Consider the following 19,876-nt stretch of genomic DNA (forward strand, 5'->3'; position numbering starts at 1 on the left):
GGCCGGTTAAACTCGGCGGGTCGCGCACCGCGCTCCCCGCCCTCTTCCTGTTTCATCAAAGCATGCACACGGTTGTCTTCGGCTGGTTCGGCATCTCCGCCGTCTGGCTCCTCCTTCTCTTCTGGCGTCTCGTTCAGGCGATGCTGCCCGGTGGCGGCGGCCTCGCCGGCCGCGGCTCGATTCGCCTGTGGCTGGGCTTCGCGGCCGTGTTCATCGCGAGCTGCGCGCTGACGAGCCCGTTGTCGGGCCCCGACACGAATGCGCTCGGCCACGCGTTCTCGAACGGCTTCGCGCACGTGCTCGGCCCGATCGGCACGCCGGTCGCGATGGTCGTGCTGTTCTTCGCGGGCCTGCCGTGGCTGTCCGGCATCGGCTGGCGGCAGTTCGCCGCGTGGGTCGACACGTCGTTCGGCGTCAAGCTCGCGCGCGACGTCGACGACGACGTGCGCGGCGTCGCCGATCTGCCGCGCAGCGCGCTGCACCGCGACGACGACCTCGTGCAGCCGACGACCGCCCATACCGTCAACTCGATGGCGCCGCGGCAGAACGGCCGGTATTCGCGCCCGACGGTGTGGAAACCCGATCCGCAGGCCCGGCCGAAGCCGCGCAGCAAGCCAGCGCCGCGTCCGGTCGCGGAGCCGGTCGCGCCGTCGGGCTGGCTGAAGCCGACGCCGGCCAGCCGGATGCCGGCACCGCCCGCACCGGGCACGGCGAGCGCCATGCCGCCCCCGACGACCGGCAGCACCGCCAGCCTCGCGCGTGCCGCCGCGAACGCACAAGTTCCGCGCCCCAGTCCGGCCCCGCTGCCGGCCGGGTTCGAGCCCGTTCGGCCGCAACCGACCGCCGCGCGACCGGCAACGGCCGCACTGAAGCAGCCGGCCGCGCCACGCACCGCGGTCACGCCGCGTCCGGTTGGCGCGCCGCCGCCGCGCACGCCGGCGCGCCCGGTGACGGGAATCGGCGCCGGTGCCGGCGGCCAGTCGCAGGATGCTGCGCGCCGCCGCCCCGCGCCACCGGCGCCGGCACGCGCGCCGCTCTATGCTTGGGTGCAACAGCCCGCGGAGCCGATCACGCCCGCGCCGAGCGTTCACGACACGCTGCGCTCCATCGAAGCCAGCACCGCGCAGTGGGCGGCGCTGGATGGCGTGCGCCCGATGGATGCGTCGCCGGCGACGGCCGCCGGAGCGACCGTAGCGACCGTGGTCGGCACGGTTGCTGCTGCGGGCAGTGCAGCCGCGGCTGCATCGATGGCATCGACCGCATCGACCGCATCGACCGGATCGATCGCATCGATCGCATCGATCGCATCGACGACATCGACGACATCGACGGCAGTACCGGCTGGCGTCGTTCAGGATGTGCGTCAGTTCGCACCTCACGACGCAGGCCGTCCGGATGCGCACGAAGCTGCGTCGGCATACGACGATAACGCACCGATCGTGCTGGATGCGTTCATGCCGGCCGAGCCGACCGTGCGCGCGCCTGCTGTTGATGCAGTTGATGTTATTGATACCGGCACCTCGACGTTCAGTGACGCCGCGCGATATGCCATGTCGGATTCCGCCGTCGAGACCGACGCGCCGACGCGTCATGCGGACAGCCAGCATCCGCACGGTGTCGATGTCCCTGCCGCGCCGGCATTCGATGCGCCGATCGACTTTGCGCCGTGGGAAGACATCGTCAGCTCACCGGTTTCCGGACTCGGCGAATCACAGCAGAGTCCGATTGCTGCGCCGTTGTCGGCCACGCGTGAGCCGTTGGCGGCACATGCGGCTGTCGAAGCGCCTGCGGCCGCCGTTACACCGACGGCAAACGATACGAGTCGCACCGTCGATGCGAAGGACACGGCCATGGCCGCCGGGATCGTCGGCCACTTCCAGCCGCAATCCGCGCCTCCTGCCAATACCGGCGTAGCGGTCGAGGCTAAGCAAGATGCACGTGCAACCCCGGACGACGTGAAGCCCGTCCAGCAGGTCGCGCCGGGCACTCCCCTCCCCGCTTCGTCGATCGCGGCAACGCCAACGCGTCAGACCGCCGACGCAATGCCCGTCGCGGCAGCGACGACGGCGCCCTTTGCCGCGTCGAATACCACACTGGCCGACACCGTTACGGGAACGGTCTGGAAGGCTCCGGAAAAACATACTGGCGAAACCGCGCCCTTGTCCGCAGACACGCAACGCGCGACGCCTGCGTCAGCATCTGTGTCTTCTGCGTCGACCTTTGCAAGCGCTGAACCCGCGTCCGTCGAATCCGCTGCGCCCACGTCGTGGTCGAAACCGCTGTCCGCTGAACCCTTCGCTGCCGCGCAGACAGCCCCGGTAGCTGGCACGCCGTCGCACATCGGCACCGCGCCCGGTTCCGCAGCGCCGACACCGGCGAACACGTCGAACAGCACGCCGCTCGCCGCCACGCCTTCGTTTGCCGGCATGACGCACACGGCCTCCGGTTCGCTGTCGCAACCGGCCGCATCGGTCGCGGCGTCCGTCCCGACGGCCGCAGTGGGCGCTTCCAGCCCGACCACGGCGCCGTCTTCCGTATCCGCACCGTTTGCAGCGGCCGCGCCCTCTGCGACGTCTGCAACCTCTGCGCCCTCTGCAACCTCTGCAACCTCTGCAACCTCTGCAACCTCGGCGACCTCTGCAACCTCCGCGACGGGCGCGTCGGGCATGCTCGCCGCACAACCTGCTGCGACGGCGCCGACCGTGACGGCCTCCTCGGCACCTGCATCGACCGGCGCGTCCTTCAACGCAGCCGCCTCGCAACCGGCACCAAGCACGCCGGTGTCGCCTGCCGCCGTGTCGTCAGCCGCGTCAGGGAGCGCATTTACCGCGACGTCGAGCGCGTCGGCCACGCCTTCGGCAGCACTGTCGAGCCGCGTGCCTGACGCTTCGGCGATCGGTCAACCGTCCATGTCGACTGCCGCAGCGCGGACGGCAACCGGCCGCACCGCGCCCGCCGCTGCCGCTGGCGTTGCCGCCTTCCCGGCATCGTCGTCCGGCACGCTCGCCCCGACGACCCCGATCGCGGCCGCTTCGCCCACCGCCTTCGGCGGCACGCCAGCCTCCCCAAGCAACGCGCTTGCCTCCGTCGCCGCAACTCCCACCGCGACGGCACCGGCCACGCCCCCGACTTCCGCGAACCCGTCGGCGTCGGCATCGCTGATCGTCTCCGTTCCGGGCGCCGCCTCCATCGACGCGTCGACACCGACGCCACCGATCGCGCCCACCCCGGCGCCGCAGGCCCAGCCGTTCACCGCCGCGCCGGCTCCTGCTGCCGCGCCATCGAGCTGGGCGATGCCCAGCGCCGGCGCAACGCCCACAACGACCGGCACCGCGATCCCGACCGCCACGACCGCGCCGCTGCCGACCGCAACGCTTCCCGCAGCCACCCTGCCGCCTGCAGCCGAACCCACCGCACTCGCAGAACCGAGCGCCCGGGCCCCCGACGCGCCCGCCGCACCCGAACGCCCGCCGCGTCCGAACGCATTCGAATTCCACGCGCCCGCGTCGTTCAACGTCGAACTGCCGACGCTTGATCTTCTCGAGCCCGCATCCTTCGACGTCGAACCGATCACCGAGGAACATCTCGCGCAGACGGCCCAGGTGATCGAACAGCGCCTGCAGGAGTTCAAGGTGCCGGTGACGGTGGTCGGCGCATCGGCGGGCCCGGTGATCACGCGCTTCGAGATCGAACCTGCGCTCGGCGTGCGCGGCAGCCAGATCGTCGGCCTGATGAAGGACCTGTCGCGCGGCCTCGGCCTCACGTCGATCCGCGTCGTCGAGACGATTCCCGGCAAGACCTGCATGGGCCTCGAACTGCCGAACGCGAAACGCCAGATGATCCGCCTGTCGGAAATCCTCGAATCGCGCCAGTACCAGCACTCGACGTCGCAGCTGACGATCGCGATGGGCAAGGACATCACCGGCCACCCGGTCGTCACCGATCTCGCGAAGGCGCCGCACATGCTGGTCGCCGGTACGACGGGCTCCGGCAAGTCGGTCGCGATCAACGCGATGATCCTGTCGCTGCTGTACAAGGCGACGCCCGAGGACGTGCGGCTGATCATGATCGACCCGAAGATGCTCGAGCTGTCGGTCTATGAAGGCATCCCGCACCTGCTCGCGCCGGTCGTCACGGACATGAAGCTCGCGGCGAACGCGCTGAACTGGTGCGTCGGCGAAATGGAGAAGCGCTACCGGCTGATGTCGGCCGTCGGCGTGCGCAACCTCGCGGGCTTCAACCAGAAGATCCGCGACGCGGAAGCGAAGGAAAAGAAGATCGGCAACCCGTTCTCGCTGACGCCCGAAGATCCCGAGCCGCTGTCGAAGCTGCCGCTGATCGTCGTCGTGATCGACGAGCTGGCCGACCTGATGATGGTCGCCGGCAAGAAGATCGAGGAGCTGATCGCCCGTCTCGCGCAAAAGGCGCGCGCGGCCGGCATCCACCTGATCCTCGCGACGCAGCGCCCGTCCGTCGACGTGATCACCGGCCTCATCAAGGCCAACATTCCGACGCGTGTCGCGTTCCAGGTGTCGTCGAAGATCGACTCGCGCACGATCCTCGACCAGATGGGCGCCGAATCGCTGCTCGGCCAGGGCGACATGCTGTTCCTGCCGCCGGGCACCGGCTACCCGCAGCGCGTGCACGGCGCGTTCGTCGCCGACGAGGAAGTGCACCGGATCGTCGAATACCTGAAGCAGTTCGGCGAGCCGCAGTACGAGGAAGGGATTCTCGACGGCCCCGCCGCCGACGGTGCGACGCAGGACCTGTTCGGCGACGCGCCGGATGCGGAAGCCGATCCGCTGTACGACGAAGCGGTCGCGTTCGTCGTGCGCACGCGGCGCGCGTCGATCTCGTCGGTGCAGCGTCAGCTGCGCATCGGCTACAACCGCGCCGCGCGTCTCGTCGAACAGATGGAAGCGGCCGGACTCGTGTCGGCGATGGGCATCAACGGCAGCCGCGAGGTGCTCGTGCCGGCCGCGGCCGACTGAGCATCGCGGCCGCATGGCCGCCGGCGATCGATCCGGGCGGCCCCGCGCAAGCGGCCGCCCGACGCGGAAAGGGCGCTGCCTCGGCAGCGCCCTTCGTACATTTACTGCGCCACCGGCACCAGCTTGAAGTCGACCGGGCTGCCGAGCGCCACCTTCTGCGGATTCGCGCCGAGCTGCCCCGTTTCGACATCGCGGCTGAACACGTAGAACGTGTCGCTGTCCTGGTTGCCGACGATCAGCCACTTGCCGGTCGGATCGATCAGGAATTCACGCGGCGTCTTGCCGAGGCTCGACTGACGGCCGACGGTCTTCAGTCGTCCATCCGTCTGGTTCACCGCGTAGATCACGATCTCGTTCACGTCGCCGCGGTTGGTCACGTACAGGAAGCGGCCGTCCGGCGACAGATGAATCGCGCCGCCGCCGACCTTGCCCTTGAAGCCCGGCGCCGTCATCGGCAGCGTCTGGACCGGCGTCAGCTTGCCGTCGTGGTAGCCGAACACCTCGACCGATGCGTTGAGTTCGCTCGTCACGTACGCGAACCGGCCGTCGGCGCCGAACACCATGTGACGCGGGCCGGAGCCGGTCTTCACGGGCGTGTAGCGCGTGTCGGTCGGGCTGATCAGCCCGCGGCTGCCGTCCACCGTGTAGCGGTAGCCGTAGAGCTTGTCCGCGCCGAGATCCTGCACGAACAGGTAGCGGCCATCGGGCGAGAACACCGTCGAGTGCACGTGCGCGCCGTCCTGGCGGCCCTTCACGGGCCCCGTGCCTTCGTGGTGCACGGTCAGCACGGCCGGACCGACCGAGCCGCCGTCGCGGGTCGGGAACACCGCGAAGCTGCCGCCCGGATCGGCCGCGACCGAGTAGTTCGCCGTGACGAGGTACTTGCCGTCCGGCGACAGGGCGAGATAGCACGGGTCGTTCCCTTCCGACGACACGCGGTCGATGAATGTGAGCGCACCCGTTTTCGGATCGAAGCCGAACGCGCTGATGCCGCCGCGCTGCGTGGCCGGTCCGTTGTCGCCGGGCAGTTCGTTGACCGCGTAGACGGTGCGACCGTCGCGGCTTGGCAACAGATAGGACGGATTTACCGTCTTCGCCGACGACACGGGCGCGACGCTGCCCGTTTTCGTATCGAAGCGGTACACATAGATGCCGTCGCTGCCGCGCCCCGTATAGGTGCCGACGAGCAGGTGGAAGGCGCCGTCGGCCGGTGCCGGCGATTGTTGTGCAAAGCTGGAGGTCGCGGACAAGGAAAGCACGAGCGCGAAACCTTTCATCCAGTGAGCGAGCCTAAGCGGGAACCCTCGTGTCGAAGCGCGTGCGTCATGCTCGCGTAAACGGTTGGGCATTGAATCCTCCTTGCATCGAGTCGCTTCAAGTGTTGAGATAGGACGAAACGCCGGCCGTTCCTGCGCTCCGCCGCCCGGCCGAGTATACGGGGCGCGACGCCGACACGTGAAGCCCGGGCGCCGCAGCCTGCATTGTGAACTCGAATAACCCAAGGACCGCTTGCCCATGCCCGCCTTGATCGAAGACTACGCCCTCGTCGGCGACGGACACACCGCCGCGCTGATTTCGAAAGACGGCTCCGTCGACTGGCTGTGCTGGCCCCGCTTCGATTCGGGCGCCTGTTTCGCGGCGCTGGTCGGCACGCCGGAGCACGGCCGCTGGCTGCTCGCGCCGGCCGCCGACGCCGCGATCACGCACACGTCACGCCGCTACCGCGGCGACACGCTGATTCTCGAAACCGACTACGAAAGCGCCGACGGCGCCGTGACCGTGATCGACTTCATGCCGCCCGGCAACGGCTGGTCGGAACTCGTGCGGATCGTCGTCGGCCGGCACGGCACGATGAAGATGCGCATGGAGCTGGTGTTGCGCTTCGACTACGGTTTCTCGATCCCGTGGGTCACGCAGCTGTCACGCGAGAACGGGGTGAAAGCAATCGCCGGACCCGATACGGTCGTGCTGCGCACGCCGGTCGAACTCACCGGCAAGAACCTGCACACGCTCGCCGAATTCACGGTGAGCGCCGACGAGCGCATCCCGTTCTCGCTCGGCTACGCGGCGTCCCACCTGCGGCTGCCGCCCGCGCGCGATCCGCTGTCGATGCTCGCGCGCACCGAGAACTACTGGCTCGAATGGTCGGGCCGCTGCCAGGTGCAGGGCCGCTATGCGGCCGCCGTGCGCCGCTCGCTGATCACGCTGAAGGCGCTCGCATACGAGCCGACCGGCGGCATCGTCGCGGCACCCACCACGTCGCTGCCCGAGAAGATCGGCGGCAACCGCAACTGGGACTATCGCTACTGCTGGCTGCGCGACGCGACGATCACGCTGCTCGCGCTGATGCGCGGCGGCTACTACGACGAGGCGCGCGCGTGGCGCACGTGGCTCGGCCGCGTGATGGCCGGCTCGCCCGAGCAGATCCAGATCATGTACGGGATCGCCGGCGAGCGCCGGCTGCCGGAAATGGAGCTCGACTGGCTGCCCGGCTATCAGGATTCGAAACCGGTGCGCGTGGGCAACGGCGCCGCGAACCAGCTGCAGCTCGACGTGTTCGGCGAGATCATGGCCGCGCTGCATCTCGCGCGCGTGGGCGGCCTGCAGGCCGACGACACGGTCTGGTCCGTGCAATGCGCGCTGCTCGATCATCTCGAGAAGATCTGGCAGGAGCCGGATGAAGGCATCTGGGAAACGCGCGGCGGACGCCGTCATTTCACGTTCTCGAAGGTGATGGCGTGGGTCGCGTTCGACCGCGCGATCAAGTCGGCGGAGATGTTCCGGCTGCCCGGCTCGCTCGACCGCTGGCGCGCGCTGCGCGACCGGATCCACGCGGATGTATGCGACAACGCATGGCATGAAGGCAAACAGTCGTTTGCACAAAGCTACGGCAGCGACGAGCTCGACGCGAGCGTGCTGCTGATGCCGCTGCTCGGCTTCTTGCCGCCGGAAGACCCGCGCATCGTCGGTACGGTCGAGGCGATCGAGCGGGAATTGCTGCACGACGGGCTCGTGATGCGCTACCGCACGACCGAATACGACGACGGCCTGCCGCCCGGCGAAGGCACGTTTCTCGCGTGCAGCTTCTGGCTGGTCGACAATTACGCGCTGCTCGGCCGGATCGACGACGCGCACCGGCTGTTCAGCCGGCTGCTCGCGCTGTCCAACGACCTCGGGCTGCTTGCCGAGGAGTACGACCCGGTCGAAGGCCGGCTCGTCGGCAATTTCCCGCAGGCGTTTTCGCACGTGGCGCTGGTGCATACCGCGATGAACCTCATGCACCACGAAGATGCAATGGCGCGCGCGGCGGGCCAGCCGGCCCCGGCCCCGGCCATGGCGACGGGGCGCTGAACGGCGGCGGCGCGGCTTCTTCAGAGATCGTCAATTCGCAAAAGTTTGATGAAAAATCGGGGAAATGTTGCATTGCAACATTCATCGTTGTCCGATATGATCAACTCGATTGTCCGGCCGCACTGCAATATGGCCGGTCGCTGACCCACACGGCACGCCGCGACGCACCACACCGCCCCTGCGCACCGTCCCCCAAGCGGGAGTAGTCTGCATGCTTTACCAACTGCACGAATTCCAGCGGGCCATGTTGAGCCCGCTCACGGCCTGGGCCCAGGCCGCCTCCAAGTCGTTCGCCAATCCGTCCAGCCCGTTCTCGCTGATGCCCGGCGCGACGCGGATGGCCGCTGCTTACGAGCTGATGTACCGGCTCGGCAAGGATTACGAAAAGCCCGAGTTCAACCTGCACCAGATCGTCAAGGATGGTCACAACATTCCGATCGTCGAGCAGACGATCGTCGAGAAGCCGTTCTGCCGGCTGCTGCGCTTCAAGCGCTATTCGGACGACGCCGATGCCGTCACGCAACTGAAGGACGAGCCGGTCGTGCTGGTCTGCGCGCCGCTGTCGGGCCACCATTCGACGCTTCTGCGCGATACCGTGCGCACGCTGCTGCAGGATCACAAGGTGTACATCACTGACTGGATCGACGCGCGGATGGTGCCGGTCGAGGTCGGCCCGTTCCACCTGCACGACTACGTCGCGTACATCCAGGAATTCATTCGTCATATCGGCGCGCGCAACCTGCACGTGATCTCCGTGTGCCAGCCGACGGTGCCGGTGCTCGCGGCGATTTCGCTGATGGCGAGCCGCGGCGAAGACACCCCGCTCACGATGACGATGATGGGTGGCCCGATCGACGCGCGCCGCAGCCCGACCTCGGTGAACTCGCTCGCGACGCAGCACTCGACCTCGTGGTTCGAAAACAACGTGATCCACACGGTCCCCGCGAATTATCCGGGCGAAGGCCGCCACGTGTATCCGGGCTTCCTGCAGCACACGGGCTTCGTCGCGATGAACCCGGAACGCCACGCGCAATCGCACTGGGATTTTTATCAGAGCCTGCTGCGCGGCGACGAGGAAGACGCCGAAGCGCACCGCCAGTTCTACGACGAATACAACGCGGTGCTCGACATGGCCGCCGAGTACTACCTCGAGACGATCCGCGTCGTGTTCCAGGAATTCCGGCTCGCGGAAGGCACGTGGGATGTCGAAGGCGAACGCGTGCGCCCGCAGGACATCAAGCACACCGCGCTGATGACGATCGAGGGCGAGCTCGACGACATCTCGGGCAGCGGCCAGACGCACGTCGCGCACGAGCTGTGCACGGGCATCCCGCAGGACGATCGCCGCAGCCTGACCGCGGAGAAGTGCGGTCACTACGGGATCTTCTCGGGCCGCCGCTGGCGCACGATCATCTACCCGCAATTGCGCGACTTCATCCGCGAGCATGCGCCGGAACCGAAGAACGGCATGGCGAAGACGCCCACCGAGGCACCGGTCACGACGACACTCTCCGCCGTGCCGTCCAGCAAGCAGCCCGAAACGACGCGAGCCACCGTCGCGAAACGCGTGCGCGCGAAGGCACCGGCCGCGACGGTTGCTCCCGCCAGGACGGCAGCCGCGAAGGCCGCACCGGCCGCGAAAAGCGCGGGCAGCACGCGGGCGAAATCACTTCGCGCGCGCAAGGCCGCCTGACACGCCGCATTCCGACGCAAAAACGCCGCCGTGGCTTGTATGCACGGCGGCGTTTTCTTATGCAGCGGGCGGCCGCGAGCGGGCCGCGCATCGGCGCACGGCTCAGCGTCGCAGCAGATACGCGAGCAGCACCTCGGTGTTCATCCTGACCATCTCCGCACGTTCGTCGGCGTCGCTGAAGTCGCGCCCGAGCGTCGCCGCGAGCGTGAAGCGGTTCGACACGATGTAGTAGCCGAGCCCTGACAGCGTCACGTAGAAGTGCAGCGGATCGACGTCGCCGCGGAACAGCCCGGCCTTCTGGCCGCGCATCAGCACGTTGCCGAGCTTCGCGACGATCGGCGACATCATCTCGCGGATCCGCGTCGACTTGTGCAGGTAGCGCGCTTCGTGCAGGTTCTCGTTGTTGATGAGCCGCAGCAGCTCAGGATGATCGCGGTAGTAATCCCAGATGAAATGCGCGAGCCGCGTGACGGCTTCGACGGGTGCGACGCCATCGAGATCCAGCACGCGCTCCGCCTCGGTCAGCGCGGAGAACGCGTGCTCGAGCACGGCCGTAAACAGCTGCTCCTTGCTGCCGAAGTAGTAATAGAGCATGCGCTCGTTGGTTTCGGCCCGGCGTGCGATCTGATCGACGCGTGCGCCGAACAGCCCTCCACTCGCGAACTCTTCGGCTGCCGCCATCAGGATGCGACGGCGCGTACCTTCAGGATCTCTTTTGATTTTTGGCTGATTCATGTGGCGTTTTGCTATGTGAGCCGCGTGATCCGGACCGGCACCCCCACCGCCTCGGCGCCGGCCGCCCTGGAACGGGCGCACCACGTGCGGCCGCCCTCCTGCTGAGCCCCTGCAAAAAAGCGGTTCGATTATGCGCACAGACGGCGTCCAGCGCAATGCGGGAAATCGGCGATAATCAAGGTTTGGCAAACCTTTCCGGCCGCGCCACACGCGGCCGAGAGCCATTCGGCGCCACAGCGCCCGTTGTCACCGTGACTGATTCCAAGACCCTCGCGGATCGCATCGAAGATCTGCTTCCCCAGACGCAATGCACGAAGTGCGGCTATAACGGCTGCCGTCCGTACGCCGACGCGATCGCCGCCGGCGACGCGAACTACAACCAGTGCCCGCCCGGCGGCGCCGAAGGCATCGCGCGCCTCGCGAGCCTGCTCGGCAAGCCCGTGATCCCGCTGAACCCCGTCAACGGCACCGAGCATCCGCGCGCGGTCGCGTTCATCGACGAAAGCCTGTGCATCGGCTGCACGCTGTGCATGCAGGCGTGCCCGGTCGACGCGATCGTCGGCGCGCCGAAACAGATGCACACGATCGTCGAATCGCTGTGCACGGGCTGCGACCTCTGCGTGCCGCCCTGCCCGGTCGACTGCATCGCGATGGTCCCCGTGACCGGCGAGCGCACCGGCTGGGACGCGTGGTCGCAGCAGCAGGCGGACGCCGCGCGCGAGCGCCACGACCGCCGGCTCGCCCGCCAGCGCCGCGAACGCGAGGCCGCCGAAGCGCGCGCCGCCGCCCGCCGCGCGGCCAGCGCCGGTGCGGCCAAGGCGGCGCCGGCCGCCGCAGAACCCGGCAAACATCCTGACGCACCGGGCGCTGCCCCGGCCGACGACGCCGACGCAAAGAAACGCGCGATCATCGCCGCCGCGCTCGAACGCGCGCGCAAGAAGAAGGAAGAACTGTCCGAGCAAGGCACCGGGCCCAGGAACACCGAAGGCGTGAGCGCGGCCGTGCAGGCGCAGATCGACGCGGCAGAAGCCCGCCGCAAGCGGCTCGCCGAGCAGCAGGCGCAGCGCGACGCGCAAGCCGCGGCAGCCGGCGACGAAAACGACAACGAAAGCGACAACGACGATCCAGACAACAACGACGACCGGACCAGCCCGTCCGCGCCGCCCAAGAACCGTCCATGAACGCCACCAAACGACGCGCGATCTACGAAACGCTGCAAAGCCTCAATCCGCATCCGACCACCGAGCTCGAATACACGACGCCGTTCGAGTTGCTGATCGCGGTGATGCTGTCCGCGCAGGCGACCGACGTGTCGGTCAACAAGGCGATGCGCAAGATGTTTCCGGTCGCGAACACCCCGCGACAAATCGTCGCGCTCGGTGAAGAAGGCGTCGCCGACTACATCAAGACGATCGGCCTGTACCGCACCAAGGCGAAGAACGTGGTCGCCGCGTGCAAGATCCTGCTCGAGCGCTACGACGGCGAGGTGCCGGCCGATCGCGAAGCGCTCGAGAGCCTGCCGGGTGTCGGGCGCAAGACCGCGAACGTCGTGCTGAACACCGCGTTCGGCCAGCCGACGATCGCGGTCGATACGCATATCTTCCGCGTCGCGAACCGCACGGGGCTCGCGCCCGGCAAGGACGTGCGGGCCGTCGAGGCCGCGCTCGAGAAGTTCACGCCGAAGGAATTCCTGCAGGACGCGCATCACTGGCTGATCCTGCACGGGCGCTACGTGTGCAAGGCCCGCAAGCCCGAATGCTGGCACTGCGCGATCGAGCCGCTGTGCGAATTCCGGCCGAAGACGCCGCCGCCGAACGACTGAGCGCGAGCCGCGGCTGACGGGCCGCGCGTGTTGCAACCCGCCGGCCCCATTGCCGCGCCGGCGGCTTTCCCCTTCCCTGCTATGCGTTGGACGTCGCCGTTGCGTCGTCGGCCGCCGCGCCGCCCGCGCGCACGAGCGCCAGCACGGCCGCGAGGATCGCGACGCCGCCGGCCCACTGCAGCGGCGACAGCGCCTCGCCGAACAGCAGCGCCGCGAGCGCGACCGTCACGACCGGTTCGAGCGTCGACAGCATCGACGTACGCGCGGCCCCCAGCCGCTCGAGCCCGGCGAAGAACGCGAGCATCGCGGCGACCGTCGACACCAGCGCGATCGCGAGCATCGACGCCCAGCCGGCGGCCGTCGCCGGCCAGCGCGGCGGCACGCCGAACGCCGCGGTCCGCACGATCGCGATCGCGACGAGCGTCGCGGTCGCCGACAGGCAGATGATCGCGGTGGTCGCGAGCGGATCGACGCCGCGCGTCGCCTTCGTGCCGCCGACGATGTACAGCGAATAGATCACTGCGGAGGCCAGCGCGAGCGCGATGCCGAGCGGCTCGCCGTGGCCGCCGCCGACCATCAGCGCGGAGCCCGCGACACAGAGCACGAGCGCGACCGCCTTCGCGCGCGTCAGGCGCTCGCCGAGCCACCACGCGGCCAGCAGCGTGACGAAGGCCGGATACAGGTACAGCAGCAAGGCGACGAGGCTCGCCTGCGCATGCTGGAGCGCGCTGAAGTAGCAGAACGACTGTCCGACGTAGCCGAGCGCGCCCATCGCCACGAGCGGCACGAGCGTGCGGCCGCGCGGCCATGCGACGCGACGGTGCCGGGCGATCGCGGCGAGGATCGCGCCGCCGATCGCGAAGCGCACGATCAGCAGCCCGAGCACGTCGACGCCGGCCGCATACGCATAGCGGCCGAAGATCGCCATCGCGCCGAATGCGGCGGCGGACAGCGCGACATAGAGCGCGCCCTGCAGCGCGGGGGACGATGAGCGGGCGGTGGCGGACATGTTGAGTGGACTGAGCGGAGCAAGCGCGACGACGGGAATCGTCGGAGTGTAGCGGCGCGGCGGCCGGCAGCCTAGCCCGCGCTTACCCGTTGCGCGGCGCGGCGGCCGCGCAGGCTGGCTCCCGCGTACGCCGCCTACGCCCGCCCATGCCGCCCACGCCACCCACGGACCGCCACGATGCGCGTCCCGCCCACCCGCCACCGCCGCCAGCACCGCACGCCGACCCGGCGTACAATGCCCGACGCGGCATGACGCCGCCCGAATCACGACGTTTCCCCACCATGTTCAATCCGAGTCGCGACGAAGTCCGTCGCTTTTTCACCGAGACCTGGCGCAAGCAGCGCGCCGGCGAGATCCTGACGCCGCTGGAAGCGATGGCGGCCGACTGGATCGTCGAGCACCCCGAATACCACGCCGACCTTGCTGACGCCGACGGCGCCGCCGCGCGCGACTACACGCCCGAGGAAGGCCGCACGAACCCGTTCCTGCACCTGTCGATGCACCTCGCGATCAGCGAGCAGCTGTCGATCGACCAGCCGCCCGGCATCCGCGCCGCGCACGACAAGCTGGCCGCGAAGCTCGACTCGACGCACGAAGCGCAGCACATGATCATGGAATGTCTCGGCGAGACGATCTGGGAAGCGCAGCGCACCGGCACGCCGCCCGATACGGACGCGTACCTGCAGCGCATCCTGCGCCGCGCGTCGCGCGACTGAGCGCCGCGGACAAAAAAATACCCCGCCATGGCGGGGTATTCCTGCTGCACGGACCGGCAAGGCCCGGCGCGCTTACTTCTTGAAGACGAGATCGGTCTCTTTCAGCGACTCGATGTAGGCTGCGATGTCCTTCATGTCGCTGACCGACAGGTTCTGGACCTGCGCCTGCATGATCGCGTTGTTGCGGCCGAGCAGCGGGTTCGTCAGCCCCATCTGGTACTGGCGCATCGACCACACGAGGTAATCGGCGTGCTGGCCCGCGAGGCGCGGATACTCGGCGTTGATCGGCTTGTTCAGTTGCGCGCCGTGGCAGGCCGCGCAGTTGTGCGACTCGACCAGTTCCTTGCCCTTCGCGATGTCCGCCGCGTGCGCGGTACCGATCGCGAGGCCGGCCACCAGTGCAACCGCCGCCGTCTTGAATGCGTTGTTCATGAATGCTCCTGTCCCGCCGGTCAGATCGGCGGCGCGCGCTTTACTTGTAGGGATTGTCCTTCGTGTCGGCCTTCTGGGCGGCGTAGTAGGCCGCCAGATCCGCGATGTCCTGGTCCGTCAGCGAACCGGCGATCGCGTTCATCGACGGGAAATGACGATCCTTCTTGCGGTACGCCTTCAGCGCGTTCTCGAGGTATTGCTGGTTCTGGCCGCCAAGGACGGGCACCCGGTAGACCTCCGGGTACGCCGCGCGGTAATCCTGGATGCCGTGGCAACCGATGCACATGGCGGCCTTGCCCGCCCCGTCCTTCGGGTTGCCGACCACACCGGCCGCCTGCGCGCTGCCCGCGAGCGCCACGAGCGCCGCGACAACGACGTGTTTGCCGACGAATTTGTTCATAGCTCTTGTAACCTAGCTTGAGGGGAAACTGGCGCCGAAGCGGCAACGGCCCGCGCCGTTTTGCTTATCGGATCGCCACGCAGGCCAAAAAAAACGGCCAGATTGTACCGCGTCGGCGGGGAACGCGTCCACCAGGCGGCCCGGTCCGCCCCGCCGCAGCTCCGCAACGATACGCGCCCCCGGCCCGACTGGACAGCCCTTCTGACTTATACTGGGTTTTTTTGCGATTAAGAAGAGCGCCACCATGCGTTTCGAAGGATCCTCGCACTACGTCGCCACCGACGACCTGAAACTCGCGGTCAACGCCGCGCTGACGCTGCAACGCCCGCTGCTGATCAAGGGCGAGCCCGGCACCGGCAAGACGATGCTCGCCGAGGAAGTGGCGGCCGCGCTCGACATGCCGCTGCTGCAGTGGCACATCAAGTCGACGACCAAAGCGCAGCAGGGCCTGTACGAATACGACGCGGTATCGCGGCTGCGCGACTCGCAGCTCGGCGACGAGCGCGTGAAGGACATCTCGAACTACATCGTGAAGGGCGTGCTGTGGCAGGCGTTCGACGCCGAGCGCCCGAGCGTGCTGCTGATCGACGAGATCGACAAGGCCGACATCGAATTCCCGAACGACCTGCTGCGCGAGCTCGACCGGATGGAATTCCACGTGTACGAGACGCGCGAGACCGTGCGCGCGAAGCACCGCCCGCTCGTGATCATCACGTCCAACAACGAGAAGGAGCTGCCCGACGCGTTCCTGCGCCGCTGCTTCTTCCACTACATCCAGTTTCCCGACGCGTCGACGATGCAGAAGATCGTCGCGGTCCACTTCCCGAACATCCGCGAGGAACTGCTGCGCGCGGCGCTCGAGAGCTTCTTCGAATTGCGCACCGTCTCGGGGCTGAAGAAGAAGCCGTCGACGTCCGAGCTGCTCGACTGGCTGAAGCTGCTGCTCGCCGAGAACATCCCGGCCGACGCGCTGCGCGGCGTCGACGCGAAGCAGATCGTGCCGCCGCTCGCGGGTGCGCTGCTGAAGAACGAGCAGGATCTGAGCCTGCTCGAGCGGCTCGTCTACATGAACCGGCACAACCGGTAACCCACCCGCGAAGGCCCGGCCATGCTGCTCAATTTCTTCTACGCGCTGCGCGCAGCCAAGCTGCCCGTCTCGGTGAAGGAATACCTGACGCTGCTCGAATCGCTGAAGGCCGGGCTGATCTCGCCGTCGATCGACGCGTTCTACTTCCTCGCGCGCATGACGCTCGTCAAGGACGAGCAGTACTTCGACAAGTTCGACCAGGCGTTCGGCGCGTATTTCCACGGCGTGTCCGCGTTGCCGTCCGAAGCGTTCGACCTGCCGCTCGACTGGCTCGAGAAGCGCCTCGAACGCGAGCTGTCGCCGGAGGAAAAGGCGCAGATCGACGCAATGGGCGGACTCGACAAGCTGATGGAGCGCCTGAAGGAACTGCTCGACGAGCAGAAGGAACGCCACGAAGGCGGCAACAAGTGGATCGGCACGGGCGGCACGTCGCCGTTCGGGCACGGCGGCTACAACCCCGAAGGCATGCGCATCGGCGGCCCGTCGAACGGCAACCGCACGGCGGTCAAGGTGTGGGAGGCGCGCGCGTACCGCGACTACGACGATTCGGTCGAGATCGGCACGCGCAACATCAAGGTCGCGCTGCGGCGCCTGCGCCGCTTTGCACGCGAAGGCGCGGCCGAGGAGCTCGACCTGCCCGGCACGATCCGCAGCACGGCCGCGAATGCCGGCTGGCTCGACCTGCGGATGGTGCCCGAGCGCCACAACAACGTGAAGGTGCTGATGCTGCTCGACGTCGGCGGCTCGATGGACGACCACATCAAGCGCACCGAGGAGCTGTTCTCGGCCGCGAAAGCCGAGTTCAAGCACCTGGAGTTCTACTACTTCCACAACTGCGTGTACGACCATCTGTGGAAGAACAACCGCCGCCGTCATTCGGAGCGCACCGCGACGTGGGACGTGCTGCACAAGTTCACGCCCGACTACAAGCTGATCTTCGTCGGCGACGCGACGATGAGCCCGTATGAAGTGCTGCAGCCCGGCGGCTCGGTCGAATACAACAACCCGGAAGCCGGCGCCGTCTGGCTGCGCCGCCTCGCCGACCAGTTCCCCCACCATGCATGGCTGAACCCCGAGCCCGAGCGGCTATGGGAATACCGGCAATCGGTCGCGGTGATCCGCGACCTGCTCGGCCAGCGCATGTATCCGCTCACGCTCGCGGGCCTCGAAACGGCGATGCGCGCGCTCAGCAAGTAACGAACCCAACCCGCAGACACGAAGGCCGCGTCCGAGCGGCCCTTCCCCGGAGATAGCATGAACCCTTCGCCCACCGCGAGCGCAGCGCGCGCCGGCGGCCGCCGCTTTTTCACCGATACGTCCGTCTCCGCGCTCGTCGCCGGCTTCGTCGCGATGATGACGGGCTACACGAGCTCGCTCGTACTGATGTTCCAGGCCGGTCGCGCCGCGCACCTGAGCGACGCGCAGATCTCGTCGTGGATCTGGGCGCTGTCGATCGGCATGGCGCTGACGACGATCGGGCTGTCGCTGCGCTTTCGCGCGCCGGTCGTGGTCGCCTGGTCGACGCCCGGCGCCGCGCTGCTGATCGCGTCGCTGCCCGGCGTGCCGTATCCCGAGGCGATCGGCGCGTTCGTCGTGTGCGCGCTGCTGCTGACCGCGATCGGCGTGAGCGGGCTGTTCGACACGCTGATGCGGCGCATTCCGGCGGGAATCGCGGCCGCGTTGCTCGCGGGCATCCTGTTCGAGATCGGCATCGAGATCTTCCGCGCCGCGCAGTTCCAGACCGCGCTCGTGCTCGCGATGTTCTTCACGTACCTGATCGTCAAGCGGCTCGCGCCGCGCTACGCGATCGTCACGACGCTGGTCGTCGGCACCGCGGTGGCCGGCGGCCTCGGCCTGCTCGACTTCAGCCGCTTTCACATCGCGCTCGCGCAGCCCGTGTTCACGATGCCCGCGTTCTCGCTCGCGTCGATCGTCAGCATCGGCATTCCGCTGTTCGTCGTCGCGATGGCGTCGCAGAACGTGCCGGGCATCGCGGTGCTGCGCGCGGACGGCTACGCGACACCGTCGTCGCCGCTGATCGCGACCACCGGCCTCGCCTCGCTGCTGCTCGCGCCGTTCGGCTCGCACGGCGTGAACCTCGCGGCGATCACCGCGGCGATCTGCACCGGCCCCGAAGCGCACGAGGACCACGCGAAGCGCTACACGGCCGCCGTGTGGTGCGGCACGTTCTACCTGATCGCCGGGATCTTCGGCGCGACGATCGCCGCGCTGTTCGCGGCGCTGCCGAAAGCGCTCGTCGTGTCGGTCGCCGCGCTCGCGCTGTTCGGCTCGATCATGAGCGGCCTCGCGAACGCGATGCAGGACGTGAAGCAGCGCGAGGCCGCGCTCGTCACGTTCATGGTCACCGCGTCGGGACTCACGCTGCTGTCGATCGGCTCGGCGTTCTGGGGGCTCGTCGCGGGAATCGTCACGCAGGTGATTCTGAACGCGCGGCGCCCCGCGTAGCGCCGCGCCCCACGCGCGGGCCCGCCCTGCAAACGGCACGCCAAAACGTGCGCGACACGAATCGGGCCTAAAATGATGAATCGGAGGCGGCGCCCGGCGCCGCTTCGCTTCGCTGCCGCGCTCGCGCGGCCCGTGAGAACCCCGGCGCCCCGCGCCCTCCTCCCGAATCGCCATGACTACCGCACTCGACCAGCTGAAGCAGTACACGACCGTCGTCGCCGACACGGGCGATTTCCAGCAGCTTGCGCAATACAAGCCGCAGGACGCGACCACGAACCCGTCGCTGATCCTGAAGGCCGTCCAGAAGGACGCGTACAAGCCGATCCTCGAGAAAACCGTCCGCGATCACCGCGACGAATCCGCCGATTTCATCATCGACCGCCTGCTGATCGCATTCGGCACCGAGATCCTGAAGCTGATCCCGGGCCGCGTGTCGACCGAGGTCGACGCGCGCCTGTCGTTCGACACGCCGCGCTCGATCGACAAGGGTCGCGAACTCATCAAGCTGTACGAAGACGCCGGCATCGGCCGCGAGCGCATCCTGATCAAGCTCGCGTCGACGTGGGAAGGCATCCGCGCGGCCGAAGTGCTGCAGAAGGAAGGGATCAAGTGCAACATGACCCTGCTTTTCTCGCTGGTGCAGGCCGCCGCGAGCGCGGAAGCCGGCGCGCAACTGATCTCGCCGTTCGTCGGCCGTATCTACGACTGGTACAAGAAGCAGGCCGGCGCCGACTGGGACGAAGCGAAGAACGGCGGCGCGAACGATCCGGGCGTGCTGTCGGTGCGCCGCATCTACACGTACTACAAGACGTTCGGCTACAACACCGAAGTGATGGGCGCGAGCTTCCGCACGACGAGCCAGATCACCGAACTCGCGGGCTGCGACCTGCTGACGATCAGCCCCGACTTGCTGCAGAAGCTGCAGGACAGCAACGAAACGGTCGAGCGCAAGCTGTCGCCGGACGCACTGCTCGACAAGCCGACCGAGCGCGTCGCGATCGACGAGGCCTCGTTCCGCTTCCAGCTGAACGACGAAGCGATGGCGACGGAAAAGCTGTCCGAAGGCATCCGCGTGTTCGCCGCCGACGCGGTGAAGCTCGAAAAGCTGATCGACTCGCTGCGCTGATCCGCACCGCGCATCACTGCTGTCAGTCGAACTGTCAGCAACGCTGAC

Annotated in this window: 15 protein-coding genes; 10 read left to right on the forward strand and 5 right to left on the reverse strand. The window is 68.0% G+C overall.

The window, feature by feature from the left end; all coding sequences use genetic code 11:
- The first annotated feature begins 62 nt into the window (after positions 1-62).
- Positions 63-4,991: a DNA translocase FtsK gene (locus SB771_RS04480; RefSeq protein WP_175705434.1), complete on the forward strand. Its 4,929-nt coding sequence runs from the start codon at positions 63-65 to the stop codon at positions 4,989-4,991.
- A gap of 101 nt (positions 4,992-5,092) precedes the next feature.
- On the opposite strand, the gene SB771_RS04485 is transcribed toward SB771_RS04480, so the two are convergent.
- Complete coding sequence (locus tag SB771_RS04485) at positions 5,093-6,340, reverse strand: lactonase family protein (protein ID WP_175660205.1); 1,248 nt, start codon at positions 6,338-6,340, stop codon at positions 5,093-5,095.
- A gap of 166 nt (positions 6,341-6,506) precedes the next feature.
- On the opposite strand from SB771_RS04485, the gene SB771_RS04490 reads away from it, so the two are divergent.
- Both SB771_RS04490 and SB771_RS04495 read left to right on the forward strand, forming a co-directional pair.
- Complete coding sequence (locus SB771_RS04490; protein WP_105830617.1) at positions 6,507-8,342, forward strand: glycoside hydrolase family 15 protein; 1,836 nt, start codon at positions 6,507-6,509, stop codon at positions 8,340-8,342.
- 211 nt (positions 8,343-8,553) lie between these two features.
- Complete coding sequence (locus SB771_RS04495; RefSeq protein WP_175660206.1) at positions 8,554-10,035, forward strand: polyhydroxyalkanoate depolymerase; 1,482 nt, start codon at positions 8,554-8,556, stop codon at positions 10,033-10,035.
- A 102-nt stretch (positions 10,036-10,137) separates the two neighbouring features.
- Here SB771_RS04495 and SB771_RS04500 read toward each other — a convergent pair whose 3' ends face one another.
- Positions 10,138-10,770, reverse strand: coding sequence for a TetR family transcriptional regulator (locus tag SB771_RS04500; RefSeq protein WP_011657546.1), 633 nt, complete (start codon positions 10,768-10,770; stop codon positions 10,138-10,140).
- 155 nt (positions 10,771-10,925) lie between these two features.
- Here SB771_RS04500 and rsxB point away from each other — a divergent pair, with 155 nt between their 5' ends.
- Together rsxB and nth are read left to right on the forward strand one after the other, a co-directional pair.
- Positions 10,926-11,951, forward strand: coding sequence for an electron transport complex subunit RsxB (gene rsxB / locus SB771_RS04505; protein ID WP_175660431.1), 1,026 nt, complete (start codon positions 10,926-10,928; stop codon positions 11,949-11,951).
- Positions 11,948-12,592: an endonuclease III gene (gene nth, locus SB771_RS04510; RefSeq protein WP_012364373.1), complete on the forward strand. Its 645-nt coding sequence runs from the start codon at positions 11,948-11,950 to the stop codon at positions 12,590-12,592. Before rsxB ends, nth begins: the two co-directional genes overlap by 4 nt.
- Before the next feature lie 79 nt (positions 12,593-12,671).
- Here the strand turns inward: nth and SB771_RS04515 are convergent, their stop codons facing one another.
- A complete protein-coding gene (locus SB771_RS04515; RefSeq protein WP_175660207.1) occupies positions 12,672-13,601 on the reverse strand; it encodes a DMT family transporter in 930 nt (309 codons plus the stop codon).
- A 248-nt stretch (positions 13,602-13,849) separates the two neighbouring features.
- Between SB771_RS04515 and SB771_RS04520 the strand changes: the two genes are divergently transcribed.
- Entirely contained in the window at positions 13,850-14,317 is a 468-nt protein-coding gene (locus tag SB771_RS04520; RefSeq protein ID WP_410721207.1) for a DUF1841 family protein, read from the forward strand.
- 72 nt (positions 14,318-14,389) lie between these two features.
- On the opposite strand, the gene SB771_RS04525 is transcribed toward SB771_RS04520, so the two are convergent.
- Complete coding sequence (locus SB771_RS04525; protein ID WP_126228269.1) at positions 14,390-14,749, reverse strand: c-type cytochrome; 360 nt, start codon at positions 14,747-14,749, stop codon at positions 14,390-14,392.
- A gap of 40 nt (positions 14,750-14,789) precedes the next feature.
- A complete protein-coding gene (locus tag SB771_RS04530; protein ID WP_006754446.1) occupies positions 14,790-15,149 on the reverse strand; it encodes a c-type cytochrome in 360 nt (119 codons plus the stop codon).
- 244 nt (positions 15,150-15,393) lie between these two features.
- On the opposite strand from SB771_RS04530, the gene SB771_RS04535 reads away from it, so the two are divergent.
- From SB771_RS04535 to tal, 4 genes are all read left to right on the forward strand, one after another.
- Positions 15,394-16,236: an AAA family ATPase gene (locus tag SB771_RS04535; RefSeq protein WP_012364377.1), complete on the forward strand. Its 843-nt coding sequence runs from the start codon at positions 15,394-15,396 to the stop codon at positions 16,234-16,236.
- A 21-nt stretch (positions 16,237-16,257) separates the two neighbouring features.
- A complete protein-coding gene (locus SB771_RS04540) occupies positions 16,258-17,433 on the forward strand; it encodes a vWA domain-containing protein (RefSeq protein ID WP_011657551.1) in 1,176 nt (391 codons plus the stop codon).
- A gap of 57 nt (positions 17,434-17,490) precedes the next feature.
- Positions 17,491-18,702 carry a benzoate/H(+) symporter BenE family transporter gene (locus SB771_RS04545; protein ID WP_175660208.1) on the forward strand — a complete coding sequence of 404 codons (1,212 nt, stop codon included), beginning with the start codon at positions 17,491-17,493 and terminating at the stop codon, positions 18,700-18,702.
- A 172-nt stretch (positions 18,703-18,874) separates the two neighbouring features.
- On the forward strand, positions 18,875-19,828 hold the full coding sequence (gene tal, locus SB771_RS04550) for a transaldolase (RefSeq protein ID WP_175660209.1): 954 nt from the start codon (positions 18,875-18,877) through the stop codon (positions 19,826-19,828).
- Positions 19,829-19,876: the final 48 nt, after the last annotated feature.

Origin of the sequence: Burkholderia sp. SIMBA_051 (genome assembly GCF_046534915.1) — a bacterium.
Classification (GTDB): domain Bacteria; phylum Pseudomonadota; class Gammaproteobacteria; order Burkholderiales; family Burkholderiaceae; genus Burkholderia; species Burkholderia ambifaria.

What these genes read in the sequence shown, in the direction of transcription:
- SB771_RS04490 (WP_105830617.1), top strand. Translation starts at nt 6,507, where the DNA reads ATGCCCGCCTTGATCGAAGACTACGCCCTCGTCGGCGACGGACACACC.
- SB771_RS04530 (WP_006754446.1), bottom strand. Translation starts at nt 15,149, where the DNA reads ATGAACAAATTCGTCGGCAAACACGTCGTTGTCGCGGCGCTCGTGGCG.
- SB771_RS04515 (WP_175660207.1), bottom strand. Translation starts at nt 13,601, where the DNA reads ATGTCCGCCACCGCCCGCTCATCGTCCCCCGCGCTGCAGGGCGCGCTC.
- SB771_RS04535 (WP_012364377.1), top strand. Translation starts at nt 15,394, where the DNA reads ATGCGTTTCGAAGGATCCTCGCACTACGTCGCCACCGACGACCTGAAA.
- SB771_RS04545 (WP_175660208.1), top strand. Translation starts at nt 17,491, where the DNA reads ATGAACCCTTCGCCCACCGCGAGCGCAGCGCGCGCCGGCGGCCGCCGC.
- rsxB (WP_175660431.1), top strand. Translation starts at nt 10,926, where the DNA reads ATGCGGGAAATCGGCGATAATCAAGGTTTGGCAAACCTTTCCGGCCGC.
- SB771_RS04520 (WP_410721207.1), top strand. Translation starts at nt 13,850, where the DNA reads ATGACGCCGCCCGAATCACGACGTTTCCCCACCATGTTCAATCCGAGT.
- SB771_RS04495 (WP_175660206.1), top strand. Translation starts at nt 8,554, where the DNA reads ATGCTTTACCAACTGCACGAATTCCAGCGGGCCATGTTGAGCCCGCTC.
- SB771_RS04480 (WP_175705434.1), top strand. Translation starts at nt 63, where the DNA reads ATGCACACGGTTGTCTTCGGCTGGTTCGGCATCTCCGCCGTCTGGCTC.
- SB771_RS04485 (WP_175660205.1), bottom strand. Translation starts at nt 6,340, where the DNA reads ATGCCCAACCGTTTACGCGAGCATGACGCACGCGCTTCGACACGAGGG.
- SB771_RS04500 (WP_011657546.1), bottom strand. Translation starts at nt 10,770, where the DNA reads ATGAATCAGCCAAAAATCAAAAGAGATCCTGAAGGTACGCGCCGTCGC.
- tal (WP_175660209.1), top strand. Translation starts at nt 18,875, where the DNA reads ATGACTACCGCACTCGACCAGCTGAAGCAGTACACGACCGTCGTCGCC.
- SB771_RS04525 (WP_126228269.1), bottom strand. Translation starts at nt 14,749, where the DNA reads ATGAACAACGCATTCAAGACGGCGGCGGTTGCACTGGTGGCCGGCCTC.
- SB771_RS04540 (WP_011657551.1), top strand. Translation starts at nt 16,258, where the DNA reads ATGCTGCTCAATTTCTTCTACGCGCTGCGCGCAGCCAAGCTGCCCGTC.
- nth (WP_012364373.1), top strand. Translation starts at nt 11,948, where the DNA reads ATGAACGCCACCAAACGACGCGCGATCTACGAAACGCTGCAAAGCCTC.